Here is a 23147-nt window from a genome sequence, read left to right as displayed (position 1 = left end):
GCCGGATTCCGGCACCCCACGCCCCGCTTTTTGGTCAACCGCCGATCCGCGCCTACAGTTTTACAACCGCCAGGAACACACCGACGGCTATCCCAACCTCGCCGGCGCCACGTGCCTGGTCTGCCGGGCGGGTGGCAACTCGCCTGCGCCGAACACTCCTTTGACCGTCCGCCCTCCGGACCGGCGCCTCTTCCGCCACGCCCCGCGTACGCCGTACCCCGGACACCACCGTGAAGGACACCCTCATGACCTCCCGTTGCCCGCCCCTGCCCGCGCCCGACAGTGGGCGAGCGGGTTACGCGGGTTGAAGGCGCTCGCCGCCGGTATCGGCGTCGTCGTCCTCTCCCCGTTCCTCCTGGGCGGCGCGGCTGTGATGATGGCCGCCTCCAGCGAATCCGCCCAGAGCGCGGGCGCCATCGGCTCGTGCATGCCCGCCCTCGACACCGGGAAAATCACCGGGGAGGTGACCCGGATTCTCGACGGCGCGGATGCTTCCGACGTGCGTATCGAGGGCCTGGCCCTGCCCGACGAGCAGATACCCCACGCTCAGACCATCGTCGCCACCGGCATCGGCCTGCAGGTTCCCCGGCGCGGGCAGATCGTCGCGCTGGCCACCGCCATGCAGGAAAGCCGCCTGCGCAACCTCTCCTACGGCGACCGCGATTCGCTCGGGCTGTTCCAGCAGCGGCCCAGCCAGGGCTGGGGCACCGCCGAGCAGATCCGCGACCCCGTCTATGCCTCGCAGAAGTTCTACAAGGCCCTGCTGGGGGTGAGCGGCTGGCAGCAGATGACGGTCACCCAGGCCGCCCAGGCGGTCCAGCGCTCCGGCTACCCGGACGCCTACGCCCAGTGGGAACCCCTCTCCACCGCCCTGCAGAAAGCCATCGCCGCCACCTTCCCCGGCGCCGGCGACAACACCGCCGGCCAGGACACCGAACCCGACGCCCCCGGATGCAACAGTGCGGACGGCTCGGCCTTCGGGAAGATCCCCGAGGGCGCCGTGCCGAAGGGATACACGATCCCCAAGTCAGCGGATCCGTGGGCTCACAAGGCCATCGAGTGGGCGATGCGGCAGCTCGGGACGATGTATCAGTGGGGCGGCTCCTGCACCGATGCGCACGGCCCGGACCCGATGGGCCGCTGCGACTGCAGCTCTCTGATGCAGCAGGCATACGCCCACGCCGGCGTGACACTCACCCGCACCACATACACACAGGTCAGCGAAGGCAAGGCCGTCTCCACCAACCGGCTCCAGCCCGGCGACCTGATCTTCAGCCGAGGCAGTCTGAGCCGCCCCGAACATGTCGGCCTGTATCTCGGCGAGGGCCTGGCCATCGAGGCGCCGCGCACCGGAAAGCCGGTCCGGATCACCCCGCTCACCGACTGGGACATCCTCACCGTCCGCCGCGTCCTCTGACACCGGCCCACCCTCTGTAGGTTCCGATTCGACTTGTCGCTGTCCGGCCATCCCTGTCGCCGACTTGTCGCCTGCTGGGGCAGAACCGCAGGTCGACCGTCCGAGACATCTGTCAGCGCAGCCCTATCGGGCCCTCCGTCCGAAGAATCCGACAAGTTCACTGGACGATTCCGCCGACAAGTGTCCCGGACAGTCACTCAAAGGCACAGGTCAGACAGAGGGCGGCTGACAAATCGAACCAGAACCTACACCCTCCACTGCTGGCGCACGACGCCCCCACCTCCCCCTCCCGTTTTCCGTTGACCCTCACCCGGCCCGCGTACGCAAGGAGCCTTGTCATCCCCCTGCCTCCCCTCACCAACCATCTCGTCCAACTCGCCTACGACCCAGGGATCACCCCGCAAGGCGGGGGCCTGCCTGGTCTGGCGGTCCTGAAGAACGTCGTCAACTCGATCAACCTCTTCGGCATCGTGGCCGTGGTCGGCGCGCTCGCCGTGTCGCTCGGTGTCTGGGCGTGGGGTCACCATTCCGGTGGCCACCAGGCCGAGGCGAACGGGAAGAAGGGCGCGGTCGTGGCGGCCGGGGCGGCGCTCGGGCTCGGTGCCGCCAACGGCATCGTCGCGTTCTTCTCCGCCCTCGGCTCCCAGGTCCAGTGATGCGCAGCCCCTTCCCCTCCCCCTCGGGCTACGGTCAAGGCTGGTCGGCGAACCGGCGCATCGCGCTGCTCGCGACCGGCCTGGCCTGCCTGCTCGCCATCGCCGGCGCAACCGTGTATTTCACCGGCCGCGGTGAACAACACCGCCCCCCGCCCGCCGCCGCATCCCCATCCGAGGCCGACAGCCCTGCGCCCTCTGACGGTGCGCGGCCGACGGACGGTGCAACGGGCTCGGTGCCGGTGCCGCCGCGGGTCTCCGATCCGGTGGAGTTCGCGAAGGCCGCAGCCCGGATGCTCTGGTCCTACGACACCCGCACCACCCGCCACGAGCAGCAGCTCGCCGGCATGGAGGCGTGGATGACCGAGGAGAGCCGGTACAGCGACTGGTCGTCGGTGTCCGCGCAGATGCCGACGCCTGCATTGTGGGCGCGGATGGCCGACCAGCACCAGCGCGCCACCGCCACGGTGACCGAGGGCCACTATCCTTCCGCGTTCAAACAGGCTCTGGCGGAGGATCCGTCGGCGATCACGCAGGCGTACATCTATGCCGTGACCGTGACCGGCAAGCAGCGGATCGCCTGGTCGAAGGGCGGTCAGGGGGCGGAGGACCGTTCGGTCACGCTCGCCGTGCAGTGCCGCCCCTCGCAGGACTGTTCGCTCGTGTCCATCGCCCCGCGCGTAGCGCCCTGACGGAAGGAGACTCTCGTGGAGTTCTGTGATCTTCCCCTGACGGGCCCGGTCTGCGTGGTCGGAGAGGCCGTCGATTTCGCTTCCGATCCGGGCAAGGCGATCGGTGACTGGATGGCGAAGTCGACCGGTGAACTGGCGGCGGCCTCGGCCGATCTCGCGGCCAAGGCGGTCGACGCCACCACCCGCGTCGACCTCAACGCAGCCTGGTTCCGCGACAACTACGAGACCATCCTCCCGATCGCCCTGATCGTCCTGGTGGCCACGTTCTGCGCCCAGTTGGTGCGGGCCGCGGTCAAGCGGGACGGCCAGGCCCTGGCCCAGGCGTTCACCGGCACCGCCTCCGGTGTGCTCTTCGCGTTCGCCGCCATCGCCGTCACCACCGTCGCCCTCGAAGTGGTCGACGCGCTGTCCGCCGGCCTCCTCGCGTCCGCCAACCTGTCGATCGAGACCGCAGTGCGGCGCATCGTGCGGGTCGGACAGCTCGGCGCGCTCTCGGGCCTGGGCTGGATGGTGATGGTCTTCGCCGCCCTGGGATCGGCCATCGGAGCGCTCCTGTACTGGTGCGTGATGATGGTCCGCAAGGTCGGCATCCTGATCATGGTCACGCTGGCCGCGTTCGCCGGTGCGGGCGGCGGCTGGGAGGCAGGACGACGCTGGCGCAAGGGCTGGATCGTGGCGACCTCCACCCTCGTCGTCTCCAAGCTGTTGATGACGATCATCTTCGTTCTCGGTGTCTCCGCGATGGGCGAGACCGAGTCGAAGGACGGTCTGACCGCGCTCGCCGACGTCCTCGCCGGCATCGTGATCATGATCCTGGTGCTGCTCTGCCCGTACGCCACGTTCAAGTTCGTCCACTGGGCGAGCGAAGGAAGCGACGGCGAATCCCTGCACCGCGCCGGTGGCGCCGGAGCCCAGCTCGCCAAACAGCACGCCGAGCGCGCGGCGAAGAAGGCCGCCGCGATGGCGGCCACCGCCGGAACCGGCGGCGCCGCAGCAGGAGCAGGAGCAGGCTCCAGTGCCGGATCCGTCGGCGGAGCCGCCCCGCAAGGCCCGGACTCACTCCCCGGCAACATCACCTCCGGCCCCACCGGTGCAGGCGAGGGCCAGGAGAGCCCGCAGGGCGGTGGCACCGGTCTGTCGCCCGGCGGCGATGCGGTCAAGTCCGGTCTGGAGAAGGCCGTACAGCCGGCGCCGACCAGCCCGTCCCAGGACACCAGCGGCCAGATCGGTGGCAGCCCGGGACCAGGGGCCTCCTCACCCGGCGCCACGGCCGGCCAGGGCAGCGAACGGGTTTTCACTCCGCCGACGACCAGCCCGCCACCGCAGGGCCCGCCACCGCCCGCGTCCGGTCCGCAGTCCGCCGGGACCGGCCCGGCAGCAGCCGGGCAGCCCCCGTCCGGCCACTGACCAACTGCCCCATTCCCCGGGGGCGGGAGGTGTCCCGCCTCGCCTCCCGCCCCGGTTCCGCCCGCGCATCCAGGACACCCACTGTCTGATCTCTCCGTTGCCCCGCTCACGGTCAAATTCCCGCACCGGTCCCGCCGCGGCATCCTCCTCGGCCTCTCCCTGCCCCAACTCATCCTCACCTCCACCGCGTTGGCGCTGCTGCTGGGGACGTTGCTCTCCGCCGGTCTGCTCGGTGCCATCGCGCTGGCCCCGCTGTGGGCCGCGGTCGGCGCGCTGGTCGTGATCCGGCGTCACGGGCGCTCGCTTGTCGACTGGGCTCCGGTCGTCGCCCGCTACGTGTACCGGCGGCGGACCGGCCAGATTCTCTGGTTCGCCCGACCCGTGACCCGTCCCCGCCACGACGGCATCCTCCACCTGCCCGGCACCGCCGCCTCTCTGAGGGTCGTCACCCCGGGCGACTCCGCCAACCAGGCGGCGGCCGTGCACGATCCGCACCGTCAGACCCTGACGGCCGTTGCCCGTGTCGCCTCACGCGCCTTCGTCCTGCTCGACCCCGCCACGCAGAACCATCACGTGACCGGCTGGGGGCGCGCCCTCGCCGGCACCGCCCGCACCGGGCACGTCGCCGCGGTACAGGTGCTGGAGCGGACCGTTCCCGACGGCGGCGACACCCTGGCCCGCCACTGGGCCCAGCACGGCCACCCCACCACACCGGTCGCCGGACAGATCTACACCGATCTCGTCGCCTCGGCCGGACCCGCCGCGGCCCCACACGAGACCTATCTCGCGATCTCCCTCGACCTCAAAGCCGCCAAGCGGCTCATCAGCCAGGCCGGGAGCGGGCTGCCGGGGGCGTTCACGGTGATGGAACAGACCACCGCGTCGATCGCGCAGGCCGCGCGGGACGCCGGACTGATGGTGAACGGATGGCTGAACGCCCGGGAGATCGCCGCCGTCATCCGCACCGCCTACGACCCCACCGCCCTGCCCGCCCTGCAGCAGTGGTCGGCGACCGGCCGGGCCGAGGCCGACCCGGCCGCCGCGGGCCCCGTCGTTCAGTACGAGGAGTACGACCGGCTCGCCACCGACACCGCCCGCCACACCACCTACTGGGTGGAGAACTGGCCCCGCACCGAAATGGGCGCCGGTTTCCTCCACGGGCTGATGTTCACCCCCGGCGTCCGGCGCACCCTCTCCCTCCTCTACGTGCCGCAGTCCCTGGAGTCCGCGCTGCGCGACGTCCAGCGCCGCAAGGCCGCGATCATCGCTGACGCCAGCGAACGCACCCGTCGCGGGCAGGTCGACAGCGAGGAAGACTCCGTCGAATACGCCGACGTCAAAGCCCGTGAACGCCAGCTCATCGCCGGGCACGCCGACGTCGCCCTGACCGGTCTGGTCACCCTCACCGCCACCACCGACCGCGCCCTGGACGCGGCGTGCGCACAGATCGAGACCGCCGCCGTCACCGCCGGCGTCGACCTGCGCCGCCTCCACTACCAGCAGCCCGACGCCTTCACCCTCGCCGCCCTCCCCCTCGCGCATACCGCTCTGTGAGGAAGCCGCCCCCACTACGGCTCTGGCAGGCAGCGGCAGGAAGGAACACCCCCTTTTGACCACGTCCTCGCGCCCAAGTGCGCACCCCTATCTCCGGGCCGCGAGCGCGGGCATCCGCCACCACACCCGAAGCGTCCGGACCGACACCCCGGTGGTGGACCGCGTCCACCTGAACGTGCTCCACGCCCACCTCACCGCCCTCCACCAACTCCTCGACCAGCTCGCCCAGACCGCGCGACCGCCCCATCCGGGCGCGGGCCGCAACCTCGCCACCGCGCGCACCCGGCTCTGGCAGGCGACCGCCGCCGTCCACGACGCCTTCCACCTCCTGCCCGGCACCGCGCCGGACGCGGACCGCTGCCATCCCGAACGGCTCCCGGAAGGTCCCCCCGTCCTCACGATCTGCCAGCGGCACCTGGCCGCCGGACACATCGCCCGCCGCACCACCACCCCCACCGACCTCAACCGCCCCCACACCACCGCGTGCGTGCGATGAACAGCCGCCGAAACCAGGAGGCCCTTTGAGCCGGACCGGGCGCCGGGACCGCCGGGCTTCCGCCAGCCCGCTGTTCACCCCGCACGGCACCGACCGCGCCAGCCGCAGAACCGCCCGCCGCGAACTCGCCGACGCCACCGCGAAAGCCCGCGCCGAAGCCACCACTCCTCCCCCGGGCGCGGAGCCCGCGGAACACGCAGCCCCCGCGCCCCTGTATGCGGCGGGCGGACGCCCGGGGCCGGCCTCCGCCCGCGGGAACCGGCTGAAACTGCCCGCCCACCGCATGACCACCGCCATCGCCGCCGGTGCCTACCCCTTCCTCGCCGAAGGCGGCCTCGGCGCCGAAGGCATCTACATCGGACGCGACGTCCACGCCGAAGCCTCCTACGTATTCGACCCCTTCGCCCTGTACGGGAAGGTCGAGGGCTTCACCAACCCCAACATCCTGCTCGCCGGCGTGATCGGCCAGGGCAAGAGCGCGCTCGCCAAATCCTTCGCGCTGCGGTCGGTGGCCTTCGGATACCGCGTCTACGTCCCCTGCGACCCCAAGGGCGAATGGACGCCCGTCGCGCAGGCTCTAGGCGGTACCTCTGTCGCGCTCGGGCCCGGGCTGCCCGGCAGGCTCAACCCCCTGGACGCCGCCCCACGCCCGGAGAGCGTGACCGAAGCCGACTGGGCCGGGGAGATCCGCAAACGGCGTCTGCTGCTGCTCGGCTCGCTGGCCCGCACCGTCCTCAGCCGGGACCTGATGCCCACCGAACACACCGCCCTCGACATCACCCTGGACACCGTCGTCACCCGGGCCGCCGCAACCGGCCGCGCCCCGCTTCTAGGCGACATCGCCGCCGCCCTGAACGACCCCGCCGCCCTCGACGAGGCAGCCAGCATGATGTCCGGGCGGCTCGGGGACGCGGCCCGCGACCTCGCCCACGCCATGCGCCGCCTGGTGGCCGGCGACCTCGCCGGCATGTTCGACGCCCCCTCCACCGTACGGTTCGACCCCAGCGCGCCGATGCTCACCATCGACCTGTCCCGGCTCGGCGGATTCGGCGACGACACCGCCCTCGTCCTCGCGATGACCTGCGCCTCCGCCTGGATGGAGTCCGCCCTCACCGACCCGAACGGCGGCCGGCGCTGGATCGTCTACGACGAGGCATGGCGCCTGATGCGCCACGCCGGCCTCCTCCAGCGCATGCAAGCCCAGTGGAAGCTGAGCCGAGGTCTGGGCATCGCGAACCTGATGGTCATCCACCGGCTGTCCGACCTGCTCACCGCCGGCGACGCCGGATCACAGGGCCGCGCCCTGGCCGAGGGCCTCCTCGCCGACTGCTCCACCCGCATCATCTACCGCCAGGAAACCGACCAACTCCACGCAGCCGCCGCACTCCTCGGCCTGACCACGGTCGAGATGGACGCCATCGCCCACCTCAACCGCGGACGCGGACTGTGGAAAGTCGCAGGCAGAAGCTTCATCGTCCAGCACCTCCTGCACCAGCAGGAGCTGGCGCTCTTCGACACCGACGCCCGCATGCACTGAAAACCCCGCCAGTTCCGGAAAATTGCGGCCGCAATCCCGTGAGCCTGCGGGCGAGTCCCCCTTCGACAAGAACGCCCCCACCTGAGGAGAACGCCGTTCACCCACCTTCCGAAACCGGCTCCGCCCAGGACGGCACCGAGGCGCTCGTCACTCCGCGCTACCTGGCCGGCCCTCGCGACGACGCCTTCGAGATCTTCACCGCCGCCTTGTTCCAACACGGGTGGACCTGCATCGACGACGGGTATGACTTCAGGCTCTTCACGAGCCCGTGCCTGCGCGTCCGGGTCGGCTGGCTCCCCGAAGTCCCCGCGGAAAAGCCGATCCAGATCACCGCCAGCACACATCCGCTGAAGTCGCCCCTGTGGCACATCTCCCTGGACGACCAGGCGCCCACCGAGTTCCTGACGGCCGTCATCACCACGCTGGCACGCACACTCGCCGAATCCCCCCACACCCTGTTCGCCCCGGACAACGACCAGCCCGACGACCTTCCCCTCCCGCCCACCTGGACAGGCTCCTCGGGACCACGCGTCTCCCACGGAAAAGCACCCGACAACCTGGCCAGCTACTCCGCCACCCCCTACAGCCACCCGGCGAACCGACCGCCTGAGGAACAAACCAGATGGGAGTTCCGCGCCGGTCCACGAGAACACGCCTGGCAAGCCCGGTTCAGCCCGGCCACACCACCCGTACTCGTCGAGGCGTTCCACCGCGCCTTCACCGACTCCGCGCCCTTGACCCGGCACAGGTACGAACTCGATCCCCTCCTGCTTCCACGCCTCACGCTCACCGGCCCGGCCACAGCAAGCCCCGGCGACGCCCCCACCACCAGCCAGAGCGGTCAGCCCATGAATGCCGACGCACGTCGCGACCTGATACCCCGCAACACCACGCTAAGCCTCATCGAAACCCTCGACACCCTGCGAGGCAGATTCCTCGACGCCTCCGAGCAGTGGAAACTGGTGGACGAGACAGGTGAGGTACCGGCTGAGCCGTCCTATCCCGGGCTGCTCCAGCAAGCCCTCGACTCCCAGGCCCTCTCCCGCGAAGTCGTCCAGCTGACCGTCGGCTTCGCCCACAGCGCCACCAGCACGACCCGCGCCGGCACCGCCCTGCTCGCCCACCTCGCCATCGCAGCCACCCACTCCAGCCACGCCGTACCGTACTTCGCCGGGACCGCGCAGGAGGCTCTGTCCCTGAACTCCTTGCCGGCCGACCGGAAGTACCGGGAAGAGCGCATGGTCATCATCCATGCGACGGCGCACCGGTATCTGCGGCGCACGTCAGAATCGCTCGGCGACGCCGTCAAGGATCTCCGCGTCCACCTCGAAGTCCACCGTTTCTTCCCCGCGTCTACCGGCCGGGAGATCCCGGCGCCTCCGCCGCCCGGGCAGGGCGCACCCCACCGCTAGCTTGCACCGAAGCATCCACGCGCCAGTCTCAAGGAGCCCTCTGACCCGCCCCGCCAATTTCAGCGACGCCGACTGGGCCGAGCACCAGCAGTGCCAAGCCGAGCACGACGCCCTCCTCGCACAGTCCCCCGGGCACGAAGCCCAGATGGAACACGACCCGGCCGACGCCCACGACGTCTACGCATTCACCCCCACAAACCGGCCCGAGCAACATCCCCGTCCCGCCCTCCGGATCCCGGCCCCGCACCGGGCACCCGCCTCCCGTGGGAGAAGCCGTGGTCACTGACGATCCGGGAGGCCCGGACTCGAGCCGCTCCGGCGCCCGCCGCGAGCCGGCCCAGGGGGTGCCGCTCGCACCGCTCCCCGAGCACCGCAACGTGAACACCGCCTGGTGGCAGGAGCAGTGGCGCCGTCACGCGCACATCACCACGCCGCTGCGGCAGCGCGGACTGGGATGCGACATCGAGTTCGCCCTCAGCTCGTTCATCGTGCGCGTACCGCTCGCGGACAGCAGTTACCTGATCATCGGCCCGCCGCAGGAGACCACCCTCAACGCCCCGTTCGGGGATCCGGAGGGGTGGACCGTGACCCGCCACCACGCCGATCACGAGCTGTTCGAGGTGATCTACGACTCCGCCCCCAGTGCCGGCTCCGGTGCCCCCGAGCGGCCCGAAGTCCGGCACGGCATGAGCGCCACGCCCCTGGTCGAGGCGATCGACCAGCATCTTGCCCGGCTCGGGCTGCTGCCCGGCCCCGTCTCGTCCGCCCGAACCCCGCTCGTGGCTGCCGCCCCGGAGCGCCACGGGCCCGATGCCTCGGATCCCTCCGGCGACGCGGATGATGCCTCGGTCTACCCCTGTGGCGATGCTCTGCGCGCTCTGACCGACCGTCTCAACGCAACCGAGTCGCACGCGGACGCCGCCAAGCTGCTGCACCAGATCGTGGACCCGGACAACGGTCTCCTGGAGCAGCTCGCCGACTTCTTCGAAGCTGCGGCCGAGAAAGCCAAGGACGCCGAGCAGGACGACGCGTTCGACCTGTCGTACGACCTCGACGACGCCGCAGCCCAAGTCCGCGACCTCGGGGAGATACTGCGGGTGACGGAAGAAGGGATGCGCGCACTGACCTCACCGCCGCCAGTGCCCTTGCCGTCCCGAGCCCTGCCCCGGACGCCGCGTCTTCCCCCGCCGAACCCCCCGCCGGCGGCACCGAAGTCCGCCCGACCACCGCGCCGTTGACCCCGGCCTCACGGGCCCGCGAAGGTTGCCACGTGCTGTCCGGCTTCGATGCCATGGCCCAACTCCACAGCCTGGCCGGGCACATCCACCACGCGGCAGACGACATGCCCCTCACCGGCCCGGCGCACACCGTCAGCGACAACCTCGACGAACTCGAAGACCGCGTCCGGGACACCGTCGGACTGATCGTCCACGTCACCGGTGCCGCAGCCGCCGCCGACCGCGAGGCCCGCAGCCATCCCGGGGCCGAAGCCACCCGGCGCCGGGTCACCGCCCTGACCCGTGCCGTGAGCACCCTCGGGCGGGCCCTGGCAGACCTGACCCAGGCCGTCGCCCACGCCGGGGTTCTGCACCAGGCCGCCGCTCTTCCGCCCTCCCCACAGCTGGCTGGTGTCCGGGACGCCACCCTCCCGCTCCTCAACACCCGGCTCGACAACGCCCGCGAACACCTCCACACGGCAGGCCGTCAACTCCAGCACGACGCCGCGCAGCTCTCCCCGCCGATCACAACCGGCCACCCTCAGGTCCCCGCCGTACCGGAAACCGCGCCCGTAACCCCCCGGGGCCGGTAGAGCCCCGCGCCCCCTCACGAGGAGCACGCAGGCGCCCTGCTGCCCGCCACTCTGCAGTCCTCCTCCCTCACTTCACCCGAACACCCCTGGACCACATGCCCACACTCCGCACACGCTTCGACCTTTCCGGCTTCGCTCGTGCCCTCGCCGCCCGGCTGCCCGACCACTGGACCAGCACCTACGACCAGCACGCCCAGTACAAGGACCAGTTCGAGACCACCCGCGGGCTCTGGGACTCCGGCCACGTCGCCGCCGTCGCCCATCAATATGTTCTCGGCCACCACGCGATCCTTCACGGTCCGAACGGCCTGCAGCTCTACGTCGCGGACCGCCCACTGCGCCGCCGCCAGTTCGTCGTCGCCGCGCTGGAGCCCGAAGGCCACGGCATCCGCGCCCACCACTTCGCGGAGGTCGACGATCCGTCCGGAATCGCTGTCCCCGACGACCCGGCCCGTGCAGCAGCCCAGGTCACCCGCCGTCTCCTGCCCCGCTACCAGGCGGCCCTGGACGCAGTGCGCCACAACGCGGCAAACCACCCGGAACCTCCGCACCGCCCCGGACCACCACCGCCGGTGGCCCGCGTGGTCACCCTGACCTGGTACGACGACGGAGCACTCGGCGCACCGTACGAGAGTGTTCCCGAGGATGCCCGGATGACGCTGTACAGCCTCGGTTTCCAGTACCGCCCTCTCCAGGCCGCGTTCGTCCTGCCCGCCTCCTATGGCGAGGACGGTCGCGCACTGCAGCTGCGGGCCCTCACCCACCAGCTCGCGGAGAAGGGCATCGGCGTGAACCTCCGCCACGCCACCACGCCGGCCGCCTCGCCGACTGCCGCATCCGCCCGGCCGCCTGTCGCGCCGCAGGTCAGCAGCACCGTGCGCCACCGCTGAGCAGCCACCACACCGGTGCGACCAACCGCCCCCAACCGCCCTCTTCCCCCTTTCGCCAGACCGAGGAGTATCCATCCGCGCCGTCCGCCGCACACTGCCACTGATCACCACCGTCCTGTGTCTCGCCCTCGCGAGCACTGCCTGCACCAGCGACAACGACAACGACAGTCCCGCCTCCGGGACGACGACACCTCGCGTCACCGCCGCGCCGGCGCCGGTGCCCGCGCTCACCCGCACGCAGGCCCGCGACGCCATCAGCACCTATTCGAGGATCAACAACGTCGCGCGGATGAGCCACAACCGTGTGCTCCTCGACACCGTCGAGGGCGGTCCCCGATACGCGATGTCCCTGGCGGACCTCAAGCAGGACCAGGCCCTGCCGGCGGCGGAGCGCGAACCCTACCGGCCGTGGGCGTACGACCTCGCGGCCACCGACCTCTACATCCCGCGCCTGGGGCCCGGCGAGCAGCGGTGGTTCGCCGCCGTGACCCGGGCCGGCAGCAAGAAGCAGTTCGCCCGCGTCCTGGTCCTCGCCGAGGACGCCAGGTCGAAGGGGTGGGAGATGGTCGCCACCATCGACGCCGATGACCCGCAGGACCTTCCGGAGATCGTCCTCGACGCCGACGGCTACGCCACCGCGGTCGACGCCGCGACAAAGACCCTGGCCACCCCGCTCGGCGCGTTGCGCTCTGCTGTTGCCGACAACTTCGTCACCGGCGGCGAGCGCACCGGGCGCAAGCTCCTGGCGCCGACCGAGTCCGCCCGGCGGCAGATCACGGTCCACGACGAGACCATCGGGAAGTTCGGGCCCAGAGGCACCACCCGCTTCGCCGCGGCGCCGGCGGAGTTCGCCGACGCCTACGCGCTCAAGACCGCGACGGGAGCGTTGGTCGTCTTCTCCCACACGCACACCCAGCACGATGCCGCGACCGTGCCGGGGCTGCAGATCGTTCCGGAGAAGGAGGACCGTGCCTGGCTCGGCACCAGCCCGAGCCCGGCCTTCGCCTACCGCTTCACCTGCTCGAACGCCGCAGCCGTCCCCGACGCCCCGGGGCGCGCCAGCCTCCTGGGCTACGGCTGCCGCCGCACCGACGCCCAGGCCCCCGCACCGAGCACCTCTCTCTAGGAACACACCGTGCCCCAGAATCCTGACTTCGAGTTGTACGACAACGTCGGCCGGACCTCCGAGCAGATCGCCGCCGCCCGTTACGGTATTGCCACCCGGGATGACCTTCTTCGCTGGGCGGCGCGGGACGCCGAAGGGTTCCTCGCCGAGCACTCGCTGCCGGACGCGCCGCTACCGGTGCCGGATACGGCGCCGTATCTCGCCGCCCTCGCCGCGGCCGAGACTCCCGCGGAGGTCAGCGCCGTCACCCAGCACCTGCTGGACTGCGCCGAGCCCGCGCTGAACGCGGTGAGCGAACTCCTGGCGGCCGTCGCCCGGTGGGGCGACCGCCACCGCCATGCGGAGAAGGGGGATCCGCCCAAGATGCTCATGGAAGCGGCCAGCCGCAGCCTGTCCGTACTCGCCCTCGCCCACCAGGCCGACCTCGCCGTCCTGCGGGCCGAGTACGACCCCACGCCTACCCCGCCGTCGAGCAACTCAGCGGCGGCCAGGCGCTGGGTCCGATCCGGGTATCGGGTGGTCTTCCCCCTGCCCCGCCGAGCGCCCCGCCCGCCGGCCCCGCGCCCGGCCGATAACCCGCAACGCCCGCCGGAGGCCCCTCCTGTCCATCCGTTCCTTCATCGCCCGGCCCACCGAGGTCGGCTACGCCGGGATATACGTCCACCTCGACGGGCAGCCGAACGCGAAGCTGTCCCTGCTCCTGGCCGCCTACCAGTACCGGTTCGCCCGCGACCATCAGGCCATGGCGCGGCATCTCATCGACGATGTCCCCGTCGGCTGGGAAACACTTGGCACAGACCTCCTCGACGGCGCGCCGGCCGAACTCGTCACCACGCTGGCCCGCGGCCGGAGATGGCCCAGCAGCACCCTGGACCACCTGAACCCCTCCAACGGTTCCCTGCCGACGCGTGTGACGATCACCCACGAGCACGCAGCCGACCAGAACCTCCAGTGGGGGTACGTCCTGCGTCCGTACGGCATTGAAGTGATCAGCCTGGCCTACGAAGACTCCGGCCCGGTCGTCAACTGGAACACCGACCCGTGCAGCGTCTTCACCAACTGCGCGGACCGGTGGACCCCCCGCTCGCCCGCGCCGGTCATCGTTCCCGCGCGCACCGCACCGACCAGAACCGCTGTCTCCGCCACCACGCCGAAGGCCGAGACGGGTGCTGTGCGGCGCCGCTAGAACCATCCGGGCGGCGTGCCGCCCGGATGCAACCGCCGCCTGCGGCCGGTACCGGGAGCTTCTTCACGTTTCGCCGATGGGTCCAGCGCTCACGCGAACCGCCCCCATCCCCTTGTATTCATCCGACGGGACCATTCATGCTTACTTCTTCCGCCACGCAGATCATGCTCTTCCACCGCCGTGACGCCGGCATCGTCGCCTTCGCCCACGGTGAGAAGTACCACTGGGCGCAGCCCGCCCTGGAATCCTCGGGTTCCAGCGTCGTGACAACGGCACCTACCTTCTGCCGCCGAGCACGGCCGGTGAGGCTCAGGCCGCGGCGGCGGATCTGATCCGTACGGCTGAGCGCCTCCAGATCACCGTGGCCACCAGCCCCCGTCGTTACCTCGGTGACATCGCCGACCACCTCGCCGAGCAGTTGCCCGGTACATGGAACGCGTCGGTGACGGTCTACAGCCAGCCCGTGTGGCAGGAGGACCTGGTGGCCTGGCTGTGGGACTCCGGCGAACTCATGGAAGCCGCCCGGGCGGCTTCCGTTCCCTACGCCGCAACCCTGAACAACGGCGCGGGCATCGAACTGCTGCTCATCGAACGCCCCGGGCATCCCGCCGGGTATGTGGTCGGCGCGTTCTCCTCCGAGGACTTCGACGACAACTACCAGGACGCGACTGCGCCGGCCAGCCTGGTAGCGGACGAGTCTGATCTGGCCGCCGGGATCACCGACCGGTTCCTGCCCGCCTACCAGCAGGCCCTGCACGCCCGGCGCACCATCCAGGTCACCTCCGCGCTCGACCGCATCCGGACCGAGTACCGCGCCTGGAAAGCCCTGGTCGCCTCCACCCAGTACAGCACCGCCACGCCGGTCGGAATCGAAGCGCTCGGCACCAGGACCGAAGAGTTCCTGACCAGAGCCTCGCAGGACTTCCTCGCCATCCTGGACCACGGGCGCCCGCTCCTTGAGCAGTACCCGCCCGCCGTCACCCAGCGTCCGGGCAACGCTGACAACGCCGACGTCATCACCCGGTTGTCGGCCGCCCTGACCGACGCCGAGACCGTACTGGCCTGCGACACCCCGCTCACTCACCAGGAGCGCTGCGAACGTATGTGGCCGACCATCGAGACCTGGCTCACCGACGGTGAATGGCTCCTGCTCCAGGACCGGCCCACAGCCCCAGCCGTACACCGGCCCTCGGCCCTTCCGGCATCCGAGCCGCCCCGCACAAACCGCCGCTGACCTGCCTCAATACTGTCATCGCCAGGAGAGATACACCCTGTTGGATCCCCGTACCCACTTCGTCTTCCGGGCTCATCCCGAGCACGGTTTCGTCGCCTCCGCCACGCCGTCCGTGTCCGGTCACCTCGCCCACTGGTACCTCACCCGGGAGCAGTTCGAGCCGGTCCCCGACGCCCCGGGGCTGTTCCGGCTCACCGAGCCCGATCGGGACGGAGCCCGCCGCACCCGCCAGGCCGTCCACGATCTGCGCCGCCACGGATTCACCGTGGACGCCGACGTCGCTCTCGACCCCGCCGCCTCGCCCGGCCCGCCGCCTCCGCTTCTGCAGAACGGGCTTCTGGAGCGGCGCCGCCGTCTGGCCCGGGCTTCCGCCGGCCGAACGACACAGCACGACACGGCGTCCGCCGGCCCGGTCCCGCCGAAGCCTTCCTACGCCCCCACCGTTCACCTGAATCCCCCGGCCGCCGGACGATCCCGGTGACGACCAGCAGTGACCCGGTCCCCCCGAGCGGCAGGTCCGCGATTCTCGACCTCGCGGGCTGGGCGCGTGGTTTCGGGCTGCGGATGGCTGTCATCCGCGGCGAGAGCGAGACCGCGCTCGGTCTGACCCGCGACCGGCACGGCCGAACCGTTCGCCCGGACGCCGCAGAAGCCGCCCTCGACCGCCGCGACCGGGCGGCCGTCGTGGCATACACCCGCCATCTCGCCGCCTACTCCGACGCGCTGCTCGACACAGCCCGCCGCGCGCTGGACGATCTGCCGCCCGCCCGGCACGTCACCGCGTGGCGGACCGTGCTGGACGGCCTCGCCGCCTCCGCCACCGAGATCCACCGGGCCATCGACCGGCCCGCCGCCCCCGGCTCTGCGGCCGAACGCTCACAGCGCAGGGCCCTGTGGCCCCATCTCGTCGCCTGGGCGGAGCACGGGACGATCGCCGCCGCCCTCGCCGACCAGCACCACCAGCCCGAGCCTCCGCTCGCCGGCGAGGAACGGCAGAGGTGGACCGCGAAGGCCCAGGCCGCCCAGCGGCGGGGTGAACTGGACCTCATCGAGTCCTGGTACACGGCGGACGGCCGACTGATCACGCTGGCCTATCTGGTCGAGGACGACACGTCGACCGTGATCGCGCTCACCGGAGACCCCGACGCGCCCGGCTGGGAAGTGATCGGGCACTACGCCCATGAGTACGCGGCAGGTCAGGCCCTGCCCCGGCCGGTTCCGGCCGGCGTCCTGCGCCCGGACGCCCCCTCGCGCTTCAACCGGCCGCCCGCCGCACCCGAGGTGTCCCTGCAGGAACTGCTGCGGGACGTCGTCGAAGCCCGTACGTCCGGCGACGTCGCGGAGACTCTCCTCACCGCCACCCAGCGCGGGCACACCGCGGGTCCTCTGATCCGCATGGAGGAACTCCTCCACGCCGCAGCGCAGTTCGCGCAGGCTCTGGAGACGGTGCAGGGCCAGCGGAGCGCCGCACGGCTCTACGCCCTCAGCAGGCAGCTCGACTTCCTCGCCGACGAAGTCCACGACGCGGCCGAAGACCTCGCAGCGAGCGTTGCCGTCCTGCCGCCCCACCGCACCCCCGCGACCACGCAGATCCGGGCGCGCCCCGCCGTGGACACCACGCCCCCGACACCGCCGCCGCGCACCACAGCCCCCGCACACAACCGGTAGAACCCCCGCTCGCTCCCGCCCAAGGAAGCCCCACCATGACCGTCACCCCGCCCGATTACTGGGAGTACGAGGGCTCCCGGCGCAAGCCCCGCTGGCTGCCGAAGAAGACACCCGCCACCGCGGCACACGAGGGGTACGAGCAGCCGCCGGACTCCGGAGTCTCCGTCCGCGCCGCGACCGACGCCCTCCAAGACGCCCCCGGCCTCGACCGGTTCACCGAGGTGTTCGACCACACCGTCGACGACGATCACGGCGCCTTCCCCCGCATCCACCAGTTCCTCGAAAGCGCAGCCAACTGGTGCGACGAACACGGCGCCCCCAACTCCGCCGCCACGCTGACTTCGTACGCCATCCGCCTCGAAGAACTGATCGAGGACATCCGCCTCCTGCCCGAAGAACTGTCGGCCGAACTCACCACACAAACCCTCCTCGCAGCCCAGGCACAGGCACCCCTTCAGCCCTCACCAGTCACCACCAGCACATCCACGACCGCGCGGCCACCCGCTGCCGGCGCCGCCCCGGCGACACCGCCACCACCGGTAAAACGCCGCTGAGCACGGCAACCAGCCCCCACCTTTTACTCACGTTTTCAGGAGATTGATCCATGGTTGTTGTTGGTACACCCGGCTATCAGAACGTGCGGAAAGGCGAGTCAGGTAGGAGATCCGTCTTGCCCGAAGCTCCAGCGGAGCCGTTCATGACGATCCGGCACGCCATCACCGGCGAGATCACCACCACCGGCTACAACGCCGCCGCCCGGCGGATCCTGCTCCAGGCCGGCTTCGAAGAGACGCCAGGCTGCGCCTGCCGGGCGACGGGACCCGGTACGGAGCGGACGCACGGGCCTGCTCGGCAGCCGGCGAGCTGCTCGTCGTCGGCCATCCCCTGCGCCTGGACCGAGCCCTCGGTCGGCCGGTGAGCGCCGACGGTACGCCCCGGTTGGCCCGGTCGGCGATGTCGGCACAGTCCGTGATCCGCTCCGAGAGCGGCCAGCTTCTCCAGTGCATCGCCAACCTCGCCCGCGCCCGCACCTGTTGAAGGGGCCTCGGTTTTTTGTCCACACCCGGAACGCCTACCAGTCCAGCGCGCACCAAGGGCGGCGAACTACGGGCCAAGGTGGCCCGACTGCTGGCCGACCGGCCGGCGGACACGCTCACCATCGGGGACATGGCCAGGCAGCTGGGCCACTCCCACGGCGCCGTCCGCAACGCCGCCCTCACCCTGGTGCGACGCGGCGAGGCCGACCGAGGCGGAACCGGACAACCGGAGTTCCGCGCGAACGCGAAAACCGCCGCAGCCGCGCAGACCGCTGTGATCAGCCCACCGGGCACCCACTCTCCCCGCGCCCAGGCGGCCACGCCCCGCACGACCATTCGCGCCGCAGCCACGCCGAAGCAGACCGGCCCGATCCGCCGCGCGGGGGGCCAGGTCTACCACCCCCGGGAGCTGGCCGATCTGCCCGACGTCGAGGCGTTGAATCGCCTGCGCGACGCCGACGTGCCGGTGCTGCTCTACGGCCCTCCGGGCACCGGCAAGACGTCGCTGGTGGAGGCGGCGTTCCCGGACCTGCTCACCGTCGCCGGTGACGGCGACACCACGGTCGGCGACTTGATCGGCGAGTACACGCAGGACGACGGCGGAGGCTACGTCTTCCAGTACGGTCCGCTGGTTACCGCGATGACCGAGGGCCGTGCCCTGCTGATCGACGATGCCACCTTGATCTCGCCGAAGGTCCTGGCGGCGCTGTATCCCGCGATGGACGGGCGCAGGCAGATCCAGGTCAAGGCCCACAAGGGCGAGACCGTCAAGGCCGAGCCGGGTTTCTATGTGGTGGCGGGCCACAATCCCGGTGTCCACGGGGCGGTGTTGACGGAGGCGCTGTCGTCCCGGTTCAGCGTGCAGATCCAGATCGGCACGGACTACGACCTCGCCCTGGCGCTGAGGATCGATGCCCGGGTGGTCCGGGTCGCCCGACACCTCGCCCGCCAGGTTGAACTGGGTGAGCTGGGCTGGGCCCCTCAGCTGCGGGAGCTGCTCAGCTACCAGAAGACGGAGGCCGTCCTGGGCACCAATGCCGCGCTGGCGAACCTGGTCGGCATCGCTCCTGTGGAGGATCGCGACGCCGTCGCCGCCGCTGTCGTCAAGGCCGCCGGTGTCAAGAAGATCGCGCCCCTCACCCTCGGTAAGCAGCTTCCCGCCTCGGCCGTCCGGCAGCCCCCGGGCAGCACCGGCTCCGCGCATCGGGGCCGCTCGCGATGAGCGCCCACCACCACGTCCAGTCCTCCGCCATCACGCCGGACGTCGACGCCGATCTCGCGCGATGGGACGACGACGGCGCCCCGCCCGCGCAGCCCCGTTCCTCCTCGGCCGCGTGGCTGCGCGTGGGTGCCGAACTCGGCGACCGGCTGGTTGAGCTCTCCGGACGCCAGGACCTCCTCGTCACCTGCCGTCCCGGCACGCGCAGCGGCGCACCGGCCGCGTTCTTCCCCACTCTGGGCGAGGTCGAGTTCGACGCCCGGCTGTTCGCCCCGCTCCAGCCCCATGAGGTCAATCCGCGGATCGTGGGCGACGAGGAGCGGTACCCCGCGGCCTGGGGAGTGTTCGTCCACGAGGCCGCGCACGCGGCCCACTCCGTCTGGACGGAGCCTGCCGGAGCGGACCCCCGTGTCGTCGAGGCGGCGCTGCTGCTGGAGGAGAGCCGTGTCGAAGGCGCACACCTGATCACGCGGCCCACGGACCGCACGTACCTGCGTACCAGTGCCCGAACCCTGGTCATGCCCGACATCGCCCACCCCACCCTTCAGGGCATCGAGCACGCCGCCGGCGTGGCGGCCCTGGTCCTCGGCCGCCGTGACGTCGGCATCCTGGATGCCGGCGAGACCCGGGCCGTCGCCGATCTGTGCGAAAAGGTGCTGGGCAAAGACCTGTTGGCCACCCTCACCCGCATCTGGAGCGCGGCCCATCAGTGCGCCGACCACGACGCCACGGCCATGCTCGCGCACGCTCAAGAATGGTGCGACGCTCTGGACGCCGCGGCCCCCGCCCTGCCTGTGCCGGAGAACCTCACCGATCTGCTGTCCGGCGCCGTGGGGGTCGTCATGGACAGCACGGCCGCCACCGACGCGGCCGACCTCGCGGCACAGGCCGCAGCGGACAACGCCGTGGCCGTGCAGTCCAAGGCGCATGCTCAGGACCGCGCCCGGCGGGCCGGCCAGCGACGCAAAGCCGCCGCCACCGCCAAGTCGGTCTTCAACACCCGTGGCACCACCGTCACCCCCGACGGCACACCTGCGCCCGACGGCAACCCGGTCACCGGCACCCGCAGGCCAACCGCCGCCGAGCAGAGTGCCGCCGCGCGCCTGAGCCGCGCCCTGCGCGCCGCCGCCTACCGCGAGCGGACCGAGGAGCGGACCACCAGCCCCACCCCGCCCGGCCGTCTCAACATGCGCGCGGCCCTCGCCCGCGACGCTCAGCGCGCGGCCGGGTCGGTCCCCACAGCGGAACCGTTCACCCACACCCGCCGCCGCAGCTCGCCCACCCCACCGCTGCGTGTGGGTATCGCCGTCGACGTCTCCGGCTCCATGCGTGCCGCCTGCGCGCCCGTCGCGTCCGCTGCCTGGATCGTGGCACGCGCAGCAGCCCTGACCGACCCCGACTCCCTCACCGCCACCATCGCCTACGACACGCACCTGACCGCCTTGACCCGACCCACCCACCGGGCACCAGAGCGCGTGACAACGTTCGGCGCCAACGGCAGCAGTCACAACCTCGCCAATGCCCTGGACGCGCTCGACCACGGCCTCGAACTCAGCCGCCCCGGCGCCGGCCGCCTCCTCGTGATCGTCACCGACGCCCGGTACAGCAGCGACGAAACCGCTCAAGCCGTCACCCGCGTCAAGCAGCTCACGACCGCCGGCTGCGCCGTACTCCAGCTCACCCTCACCGCCACGTCCCACCACTTGCCGGGAACCACCTTGCTGCACCTGCCCCAGCCCTCCAGCGCTCCCGTCGCCATCGCCACAGCGGCCACAGACGCCATCCGCAGGACACGCTGAGACGACGCAGGCCACCACCCCCACCGCCAACGAAAGGCACTCGATTTGAAGCCCCAGACCAGCAGCCCGACCTCGAACGTAACGCCCATCAAACGGAATTCCCCGGGGGTCCCTACGAACTGGACTGTCGAGCATTCCTGCGGCCACGAGTTCGTCCATGACCTGTCCGACCGGCCCGCCGACCGGCGGGCCGGATTCGCCCGCTGGCTCGCCGGCCGGGACTGCACCGACTGCTGGAAAGCCGCCCGCGGCGCCGACACCGAGTCCAAGGAACAATGGCTCGCCTCCAAGCGCGCCGAGGAACAGCAGGCCGCTGCGGAATGGGCGCGGAAGTTCGACATGCCGCCGCTGGAGGGTCCCGAGCGGACCCTGGAATGGGGCGAGCGCTCCCGCCACCAGCTGATGACCGCCGCGCACACCGCCCTCGTCGCCGAAGGCGCCTGGGACGAGGCCGACTGGGGTGAACTGGAGGAAAGGGCCCGCATGATCGCCCGGGCCGGATGGTGGATCGACCAGCGCGACGCGGACGGTGGCGACCTGCCCGAACTCCTCGACGCGGCGGGCGAGAGCGACCGCGGGACGGAGAACCCATTCCGGTGACGGCGGGGACCATAGCCCGGGATCGCCGGTTAGCCAAACCGGCGTTCTTCCGGACCATTGTTCCTCCACCGCCCCAGTCCCTGTGTGGAAGGAACCCGTATGGTCCTGCCCCCGAACACCCCCGCGTTCGCGCCGACTCCGGACCCGCTCACCCCCGTCCGCGACATCACCCACCAGCACTTCCACCCCAGTGACCAGGTCGTCGTTCTCAAGGGAGTGGTGGCCGGGGAGCTGTGGGGCGATGCCATGCGTGTGGTCGCCCCGTCCTGGCACACCCCGACCGACGAGGACGGGTGGCGCCTGTACAACGCCACCGGCGGCGCCCAGTCGTACATCACCGCTCACCCCCGGTACATGGTTCATCTGCGGCGCCGGTGCCCGGACTGCCTGATCCATCTGCGGGCCATGGAGGACCACCTCCTGCCCCGGCACGCCGGACACGAGGCGCTGGTCGACTGCGGCTGGTACACCGTCACGGCTCTCGGGCAGCTCGTCCACGTCGCCGACGTCCGGAGCGGCCGGTGAGCAGCCTTGAGCGTCGCACCGCCCTCCTGCGCGCCCGGACGCGTGCCACCGTGAACACGGCGGACCGGTCCTGGCCGGGCCGGCTGGCCGGTGACCTGCGCGAACTGGACGCCAACTGGCGGGAGTCGGCCGAGGTGTGCGCGGACGCCGCCTGGACGGCCCGGGCCACCGGGCACAGCGTCCTCGGCCTGCTGAGCCCGGACCGGGTCACCGACGGCGGCCTCGATCCGGTGACCGCGCAGACCTTCCGGCATCTGTATCTGAGTGCTCTGCGATACGACTTCCGCTGCTCCAGCATCCAGGCCCTGGTCGAACAGCTCCCGCAGCCCGCGCGCAAGGACCTGGACTGCTACAGCCGGGCCCTGTGCGCCTTCGCCCTGCTGGGCCGGTCCCGCCCTGAGGGCCTGGACCTGATGGACGAGGTCCTCGACGAGGCCGGAACGCACGCGAAAACCCTGCATGTTCTGCTGCACGGTCTGTGGCTCGGCCAGGACCTGGACCAGGGTCCGAGCCGGCTTCTCGCGCTGAGTGCCCGGCCGCCCTTCGACACCGGCACCGATCCGATCGTGCTCTTCCGCAGGGCCGGCGCCCTGCGCCGCCTCGGCCGCTACGACGAGGCCCTTGCCGCCATCGATACGGCGATGGAGCTTCTGCCACCCGGTGACATCGCCGTCCACGCCGACCTGGTGCGCGAACGGTCCCTGATCACCACCGCCGGCGACCTCCACCAGCTCATCTCACAGCAAATCCTCTGCTGACGGGGCCGCCCCTCGCCATGTCACGCAAACGCCCTCATCTGCCCACTCACCACCTGGGTTTGACCACGCTCGACACGATCCGCGCAGCCCGCGCCCGCCGAGCCCGCTCCCTTCTGTGGGCCGAGCG

The 23147-nt window shown here is 71.3% G+C and carries 24 protein-coding genes; all 24 read left to right on the top strand.

Annotated features, from left to right (window positions below):
* The first annotated feature begins 304 nt into the window (after nucleotides 1-304).
* The 24 genes from ACFTZC_RS38345 to ACFTZC_RS38230 all read left to right on the top strand — a co-directional run bounded on the left by ACFTZC_RS38345 (nucleotide 305) and on the right by ACFTZC_RS38230 (nucleotide 23020).
* Nucleotides 305-1417 (top strand): C40 family peptidase, encoded by a 1113-nt coding sequence (locus ACFTZC_RS38345; protein WP_382898253.1) that lies wholly within the window; start codon nucleotides 305-307, stop codon nucleotides 1415-1417.
* Between the two features lie 344 nt (nucleotides 1418-1761).
* A complete protein-coding gene (locus ACFTZC_RS38340; protein ID WP_382898265.1) occupies nucleotides 1762-2073 on the top strand; it encodes a DUF6112 family protein in 312 nt (103 codons plus the stop codon).
* Entirely contained in the window at nucleotides 2073-2762 is a 690-nt protein-coding gene (locus ACFTZC_RS38335; RefSeq protein ID WP_382898251.1) for a hypothetical protein, read from the top strand. The genes ACFTZC_RS38340 and ACFTZC_RS38335 overlap by 1 nt, the downstream gene beginning before the upstream one ends.
* A 15-nt stretch (nucleotides 2763-2777) precedes the next feature.
* Nucleotides 2778-4169: an ATP-binding protein gene (locus ACFTZC_RS38330; protein WP_382898249.1), complete on the top strand. Its 1392-nt coding sequence runs from the start codon at nucleotides 2778-2780 to the stop codon at nucleotides 4167-4169.
* Nucleotides 4170-4250: 81 nt separating this feature from the next.
* Nucleotides 4251-5723: an SCO6880 family protein gene (locus ACFTZC_RS38325; RefSeq protein WP_382898263.1), complete on the top strand. Its 1473-nt coding sequence runs from the start codon at nucleotides 4251-4253 to the stop codon at nucleotides 5721-5723.
* 55 nt (nucleotides 5724-5778) lie between these two features.
* Complete coding sequence (locus tag ACFTZC_RS38320; protein ID WP_382898248.1) at nucleotides 5779-6219, top strand: DUF6238 family protein; 441 nt, start codon at nucleotides 5779-5781, stop codon at nucleotides 6217-6219.
* A gap of 25 nt (nucleotides 6220-6244) precedes the next feature.
* Nucleotides 6245-7756, top strand: coding sequence for an ATP-binding protein (locus ACFTZC_RS38315; protein WP_382898246.1), 1512 nt, complete (start codon nucleotides 6245-6247; stop codon nucleotides 7754-7756).
* A 206-nt stretch (nucleotides 7757-7962) separates the two neighbouring features.
* Entirely contained in the window at nucleotides 7963-9168 is a 1206-nt protein-coding gene (locus tag ACFTZC_RS38310) for a DUF317 domain-containing protein (protein WP_382898244.1), read from the top strand.
* Between the two features lie 275 nt (nucleotides 9169-9443).
* Nucleotides 9444-10406: a hypothetical protein gene (locus ACFTZC_RS38305; protein ID WP_382898242.1), complete on the top strand. Its 963-nt coding sequence runs from the start codon at nucleotides 9444-9446 to the stop codon at nucleotides 10404-10406.
* Nucleotides 10407-10438: 32 nt separating this feature from the next.
* Nucleotides 10439-10978, top strand: coding sequence for a hypothetical protein (locus ACFTZC_RS38300; RefSeq protein ID WP_382898240.1), 540 nt, complete (start codon nucleotides 10439-10441; stop codon nucleotides 10976-10978).
* Between the two features lie 95 nt (nucleotides 10979-11073).
* Nucleotides 11074-11868: a hypothetical protein gene (locus ACFTZC_RS38295; protein ID WP_382898239.1), complete on the top strand. Its 795-nt coding sequence runs from the start codon at nucleotides 11074-11076 to the stop codon at nucleotides 11866-11868.
* A gap of 217 nt (nucleotides 11869-12085) precedes the next feature.
* Entirely contained in the window at nucleotides 12086-12994 is a 909-nt protein-coding gene (locus tag ACFTZC_RS38290; RefSeq protein ID WP_382898237.1) for a hypothetical protein, read from the top strand.
* Between the two features lie 742 nt (nucleotides 12995-13736).
* The gene (locus ACFTZC_RS38285; protein ID WP_382898235.1) at nucleotides 13737-14180 is read left to right on the top strand and encodes a hypothetical protein; all 444 of its coding nucleotides are present in this window, start codon (nucleotides 13737-13739) and stop codon (nucleotides 14178-14180) included.
* A 137-nt stretch (nucleotides 14181-14317) separates the two neighbouring features.
* Nucleotides 14318-14512 (top strand): hypothetical protein, encoded by a 195-nt coding sequence (locus ACFTZC_RS38280; RefSeq protein WP_382898233.1) that lies wholly within the window; start codon nucleotides 14318-14320, stop codon nucleotides 14510-14512.
* Between the two features lie 29 nt (nucleotides 14513-14541).
* A complete protein-coding gene (locus tag ACFTZC_RS38275) occupies nucleotides 14542-15414 on the top strand; it encodes a hypothetical protein (protein WP_382898231.1) in 873 nt (290 codons plus the stop codon).
* Between the two features lie 40 nt (nucleotides 15415-15454).
* Nucleotides 15455-15895, top strand: coding sequence for a hypothetical protein (locus ACFTZC_RS38270; RefSeq protein ID WP_382898230.1), 441 nt, complete (start codon nucleotides 15455-15457; stop codon nucleotides 15893-15895).
* Nucleotides 15892-17082 (top strand): hypothetical protein, encoded by a 1191-nt coding sequence (locus ACFTZC_RS38265; protein ID WP_382898229.1) that lies wholly within the window; start codon nucleotides 15892-15894, stop codon nucleotides 17080-17082. Before ACFTZC_RS38270 ends, ACFTZC_RS38265 begins: the two co-directional genes overlap by 4 nt.
* Nucleotides 17083-17117: 35 nt before the next feature.
* On the top strand, nucleotides 17118-17636 hold the full coding sequence (locus tag ACFTZC_RS38260; protein WP_382898227.1) for a hypothetical protein: 519 nt from the start codon (nucleotides 17118-17120) through the stop codon (nucleotides 17634-17636).
* Between the two features lie 143 nt (nucleotides 17637-17779).
* The gene (locus ACFTZC_RS38255) at nucleotides 17780-18001 is read left to right on the top strand and encodes a hypothetical protein (protein WP_382898261.1); all 222 of its coding nucleotides are present in this window, start codon (nucleotides 17780-17782) and stop codon (nucleotides 17999-18001) included.
* A gap of 197 nt (nucleotides 18002-18198) precedes the next feature.
* The gene (locus ACFTZC_RS38250) at nucleotides 18199-19341 is read left to right on the top strand and encodes an AAA family ATPase (protein ID WP_382898259.1); all 1143 of its coding nucleotides are present in this window, start codon (nucleotides 18199-18201) and stop codon (nucleotides 19339-19341) included.
* Nucleotides 19338-21137, top strand: a complete 1800-nt coding sequence (locus tag ACFTZC_RS38245) for a hypothetical protein (protein WP_382898225.1) — start codon at nucleotides 19338-19340, stop codon at nucleotides 21135-21137. The genes ACFTZC_RS38250 and ACFTZC_RS38245 overlap by 4 nt, the downstream gene beginning before the upstream one ends.
* A 162-nt stretch (nucleotides 21138-21299) precedes the next feature.
* A complete protein-coding gene (locus tag ACFTZC_RS38240; protein WP_382898257.1) occupies nucleotides 21300-21737 on the top strand; it encodes a hypothetical protein in 438 nt (145 codons plus the stop codon).
* A 99-nt stretch (nucleotides 21738-21836) separates the two neighbouring features.
* Nucleotides 21837-22262, top strand: a complete 426-nt coding sequence (locus tag ACFTZC_RS38235) for a hypothetical protein (protein WP_382898224.1) — start codon at nucleotides 21837-21839, stop codon at nucleotides 22260-22262.
* The gene (locus ACFTZC_RS38230) at nucleotides 22259-23020 is read left to right on the top strand and encodes a tetratricopeptide repeat protein (protein ID WP_382898222.1); all 762 of its coding nucleotides are present in this window, start codon (nucleotides 22259-22261) and stop codon (nucleotides 23018-23020) included. The genes ACFTZC_RS38235 and ACFTZC_RS38230 overlap by 4 nt, the downstream gene beginning before the upstream one ends.
* Nucleotides 23021-23147: the final 127 nt, after the last annotated feature.

The organism is Streptomyces sp. NPDC056987, assembly GCF_042673865.1.
GTDB lineage: Bacteria > Actinomycetota > Actinomycetes > Streptomycetales > Streptomycetaceae > Streptomyces.
Note: the sequence above shows the minus strand (reverse complement) of the source record. Positions and strands in the feature narration are given on the sequence as shown.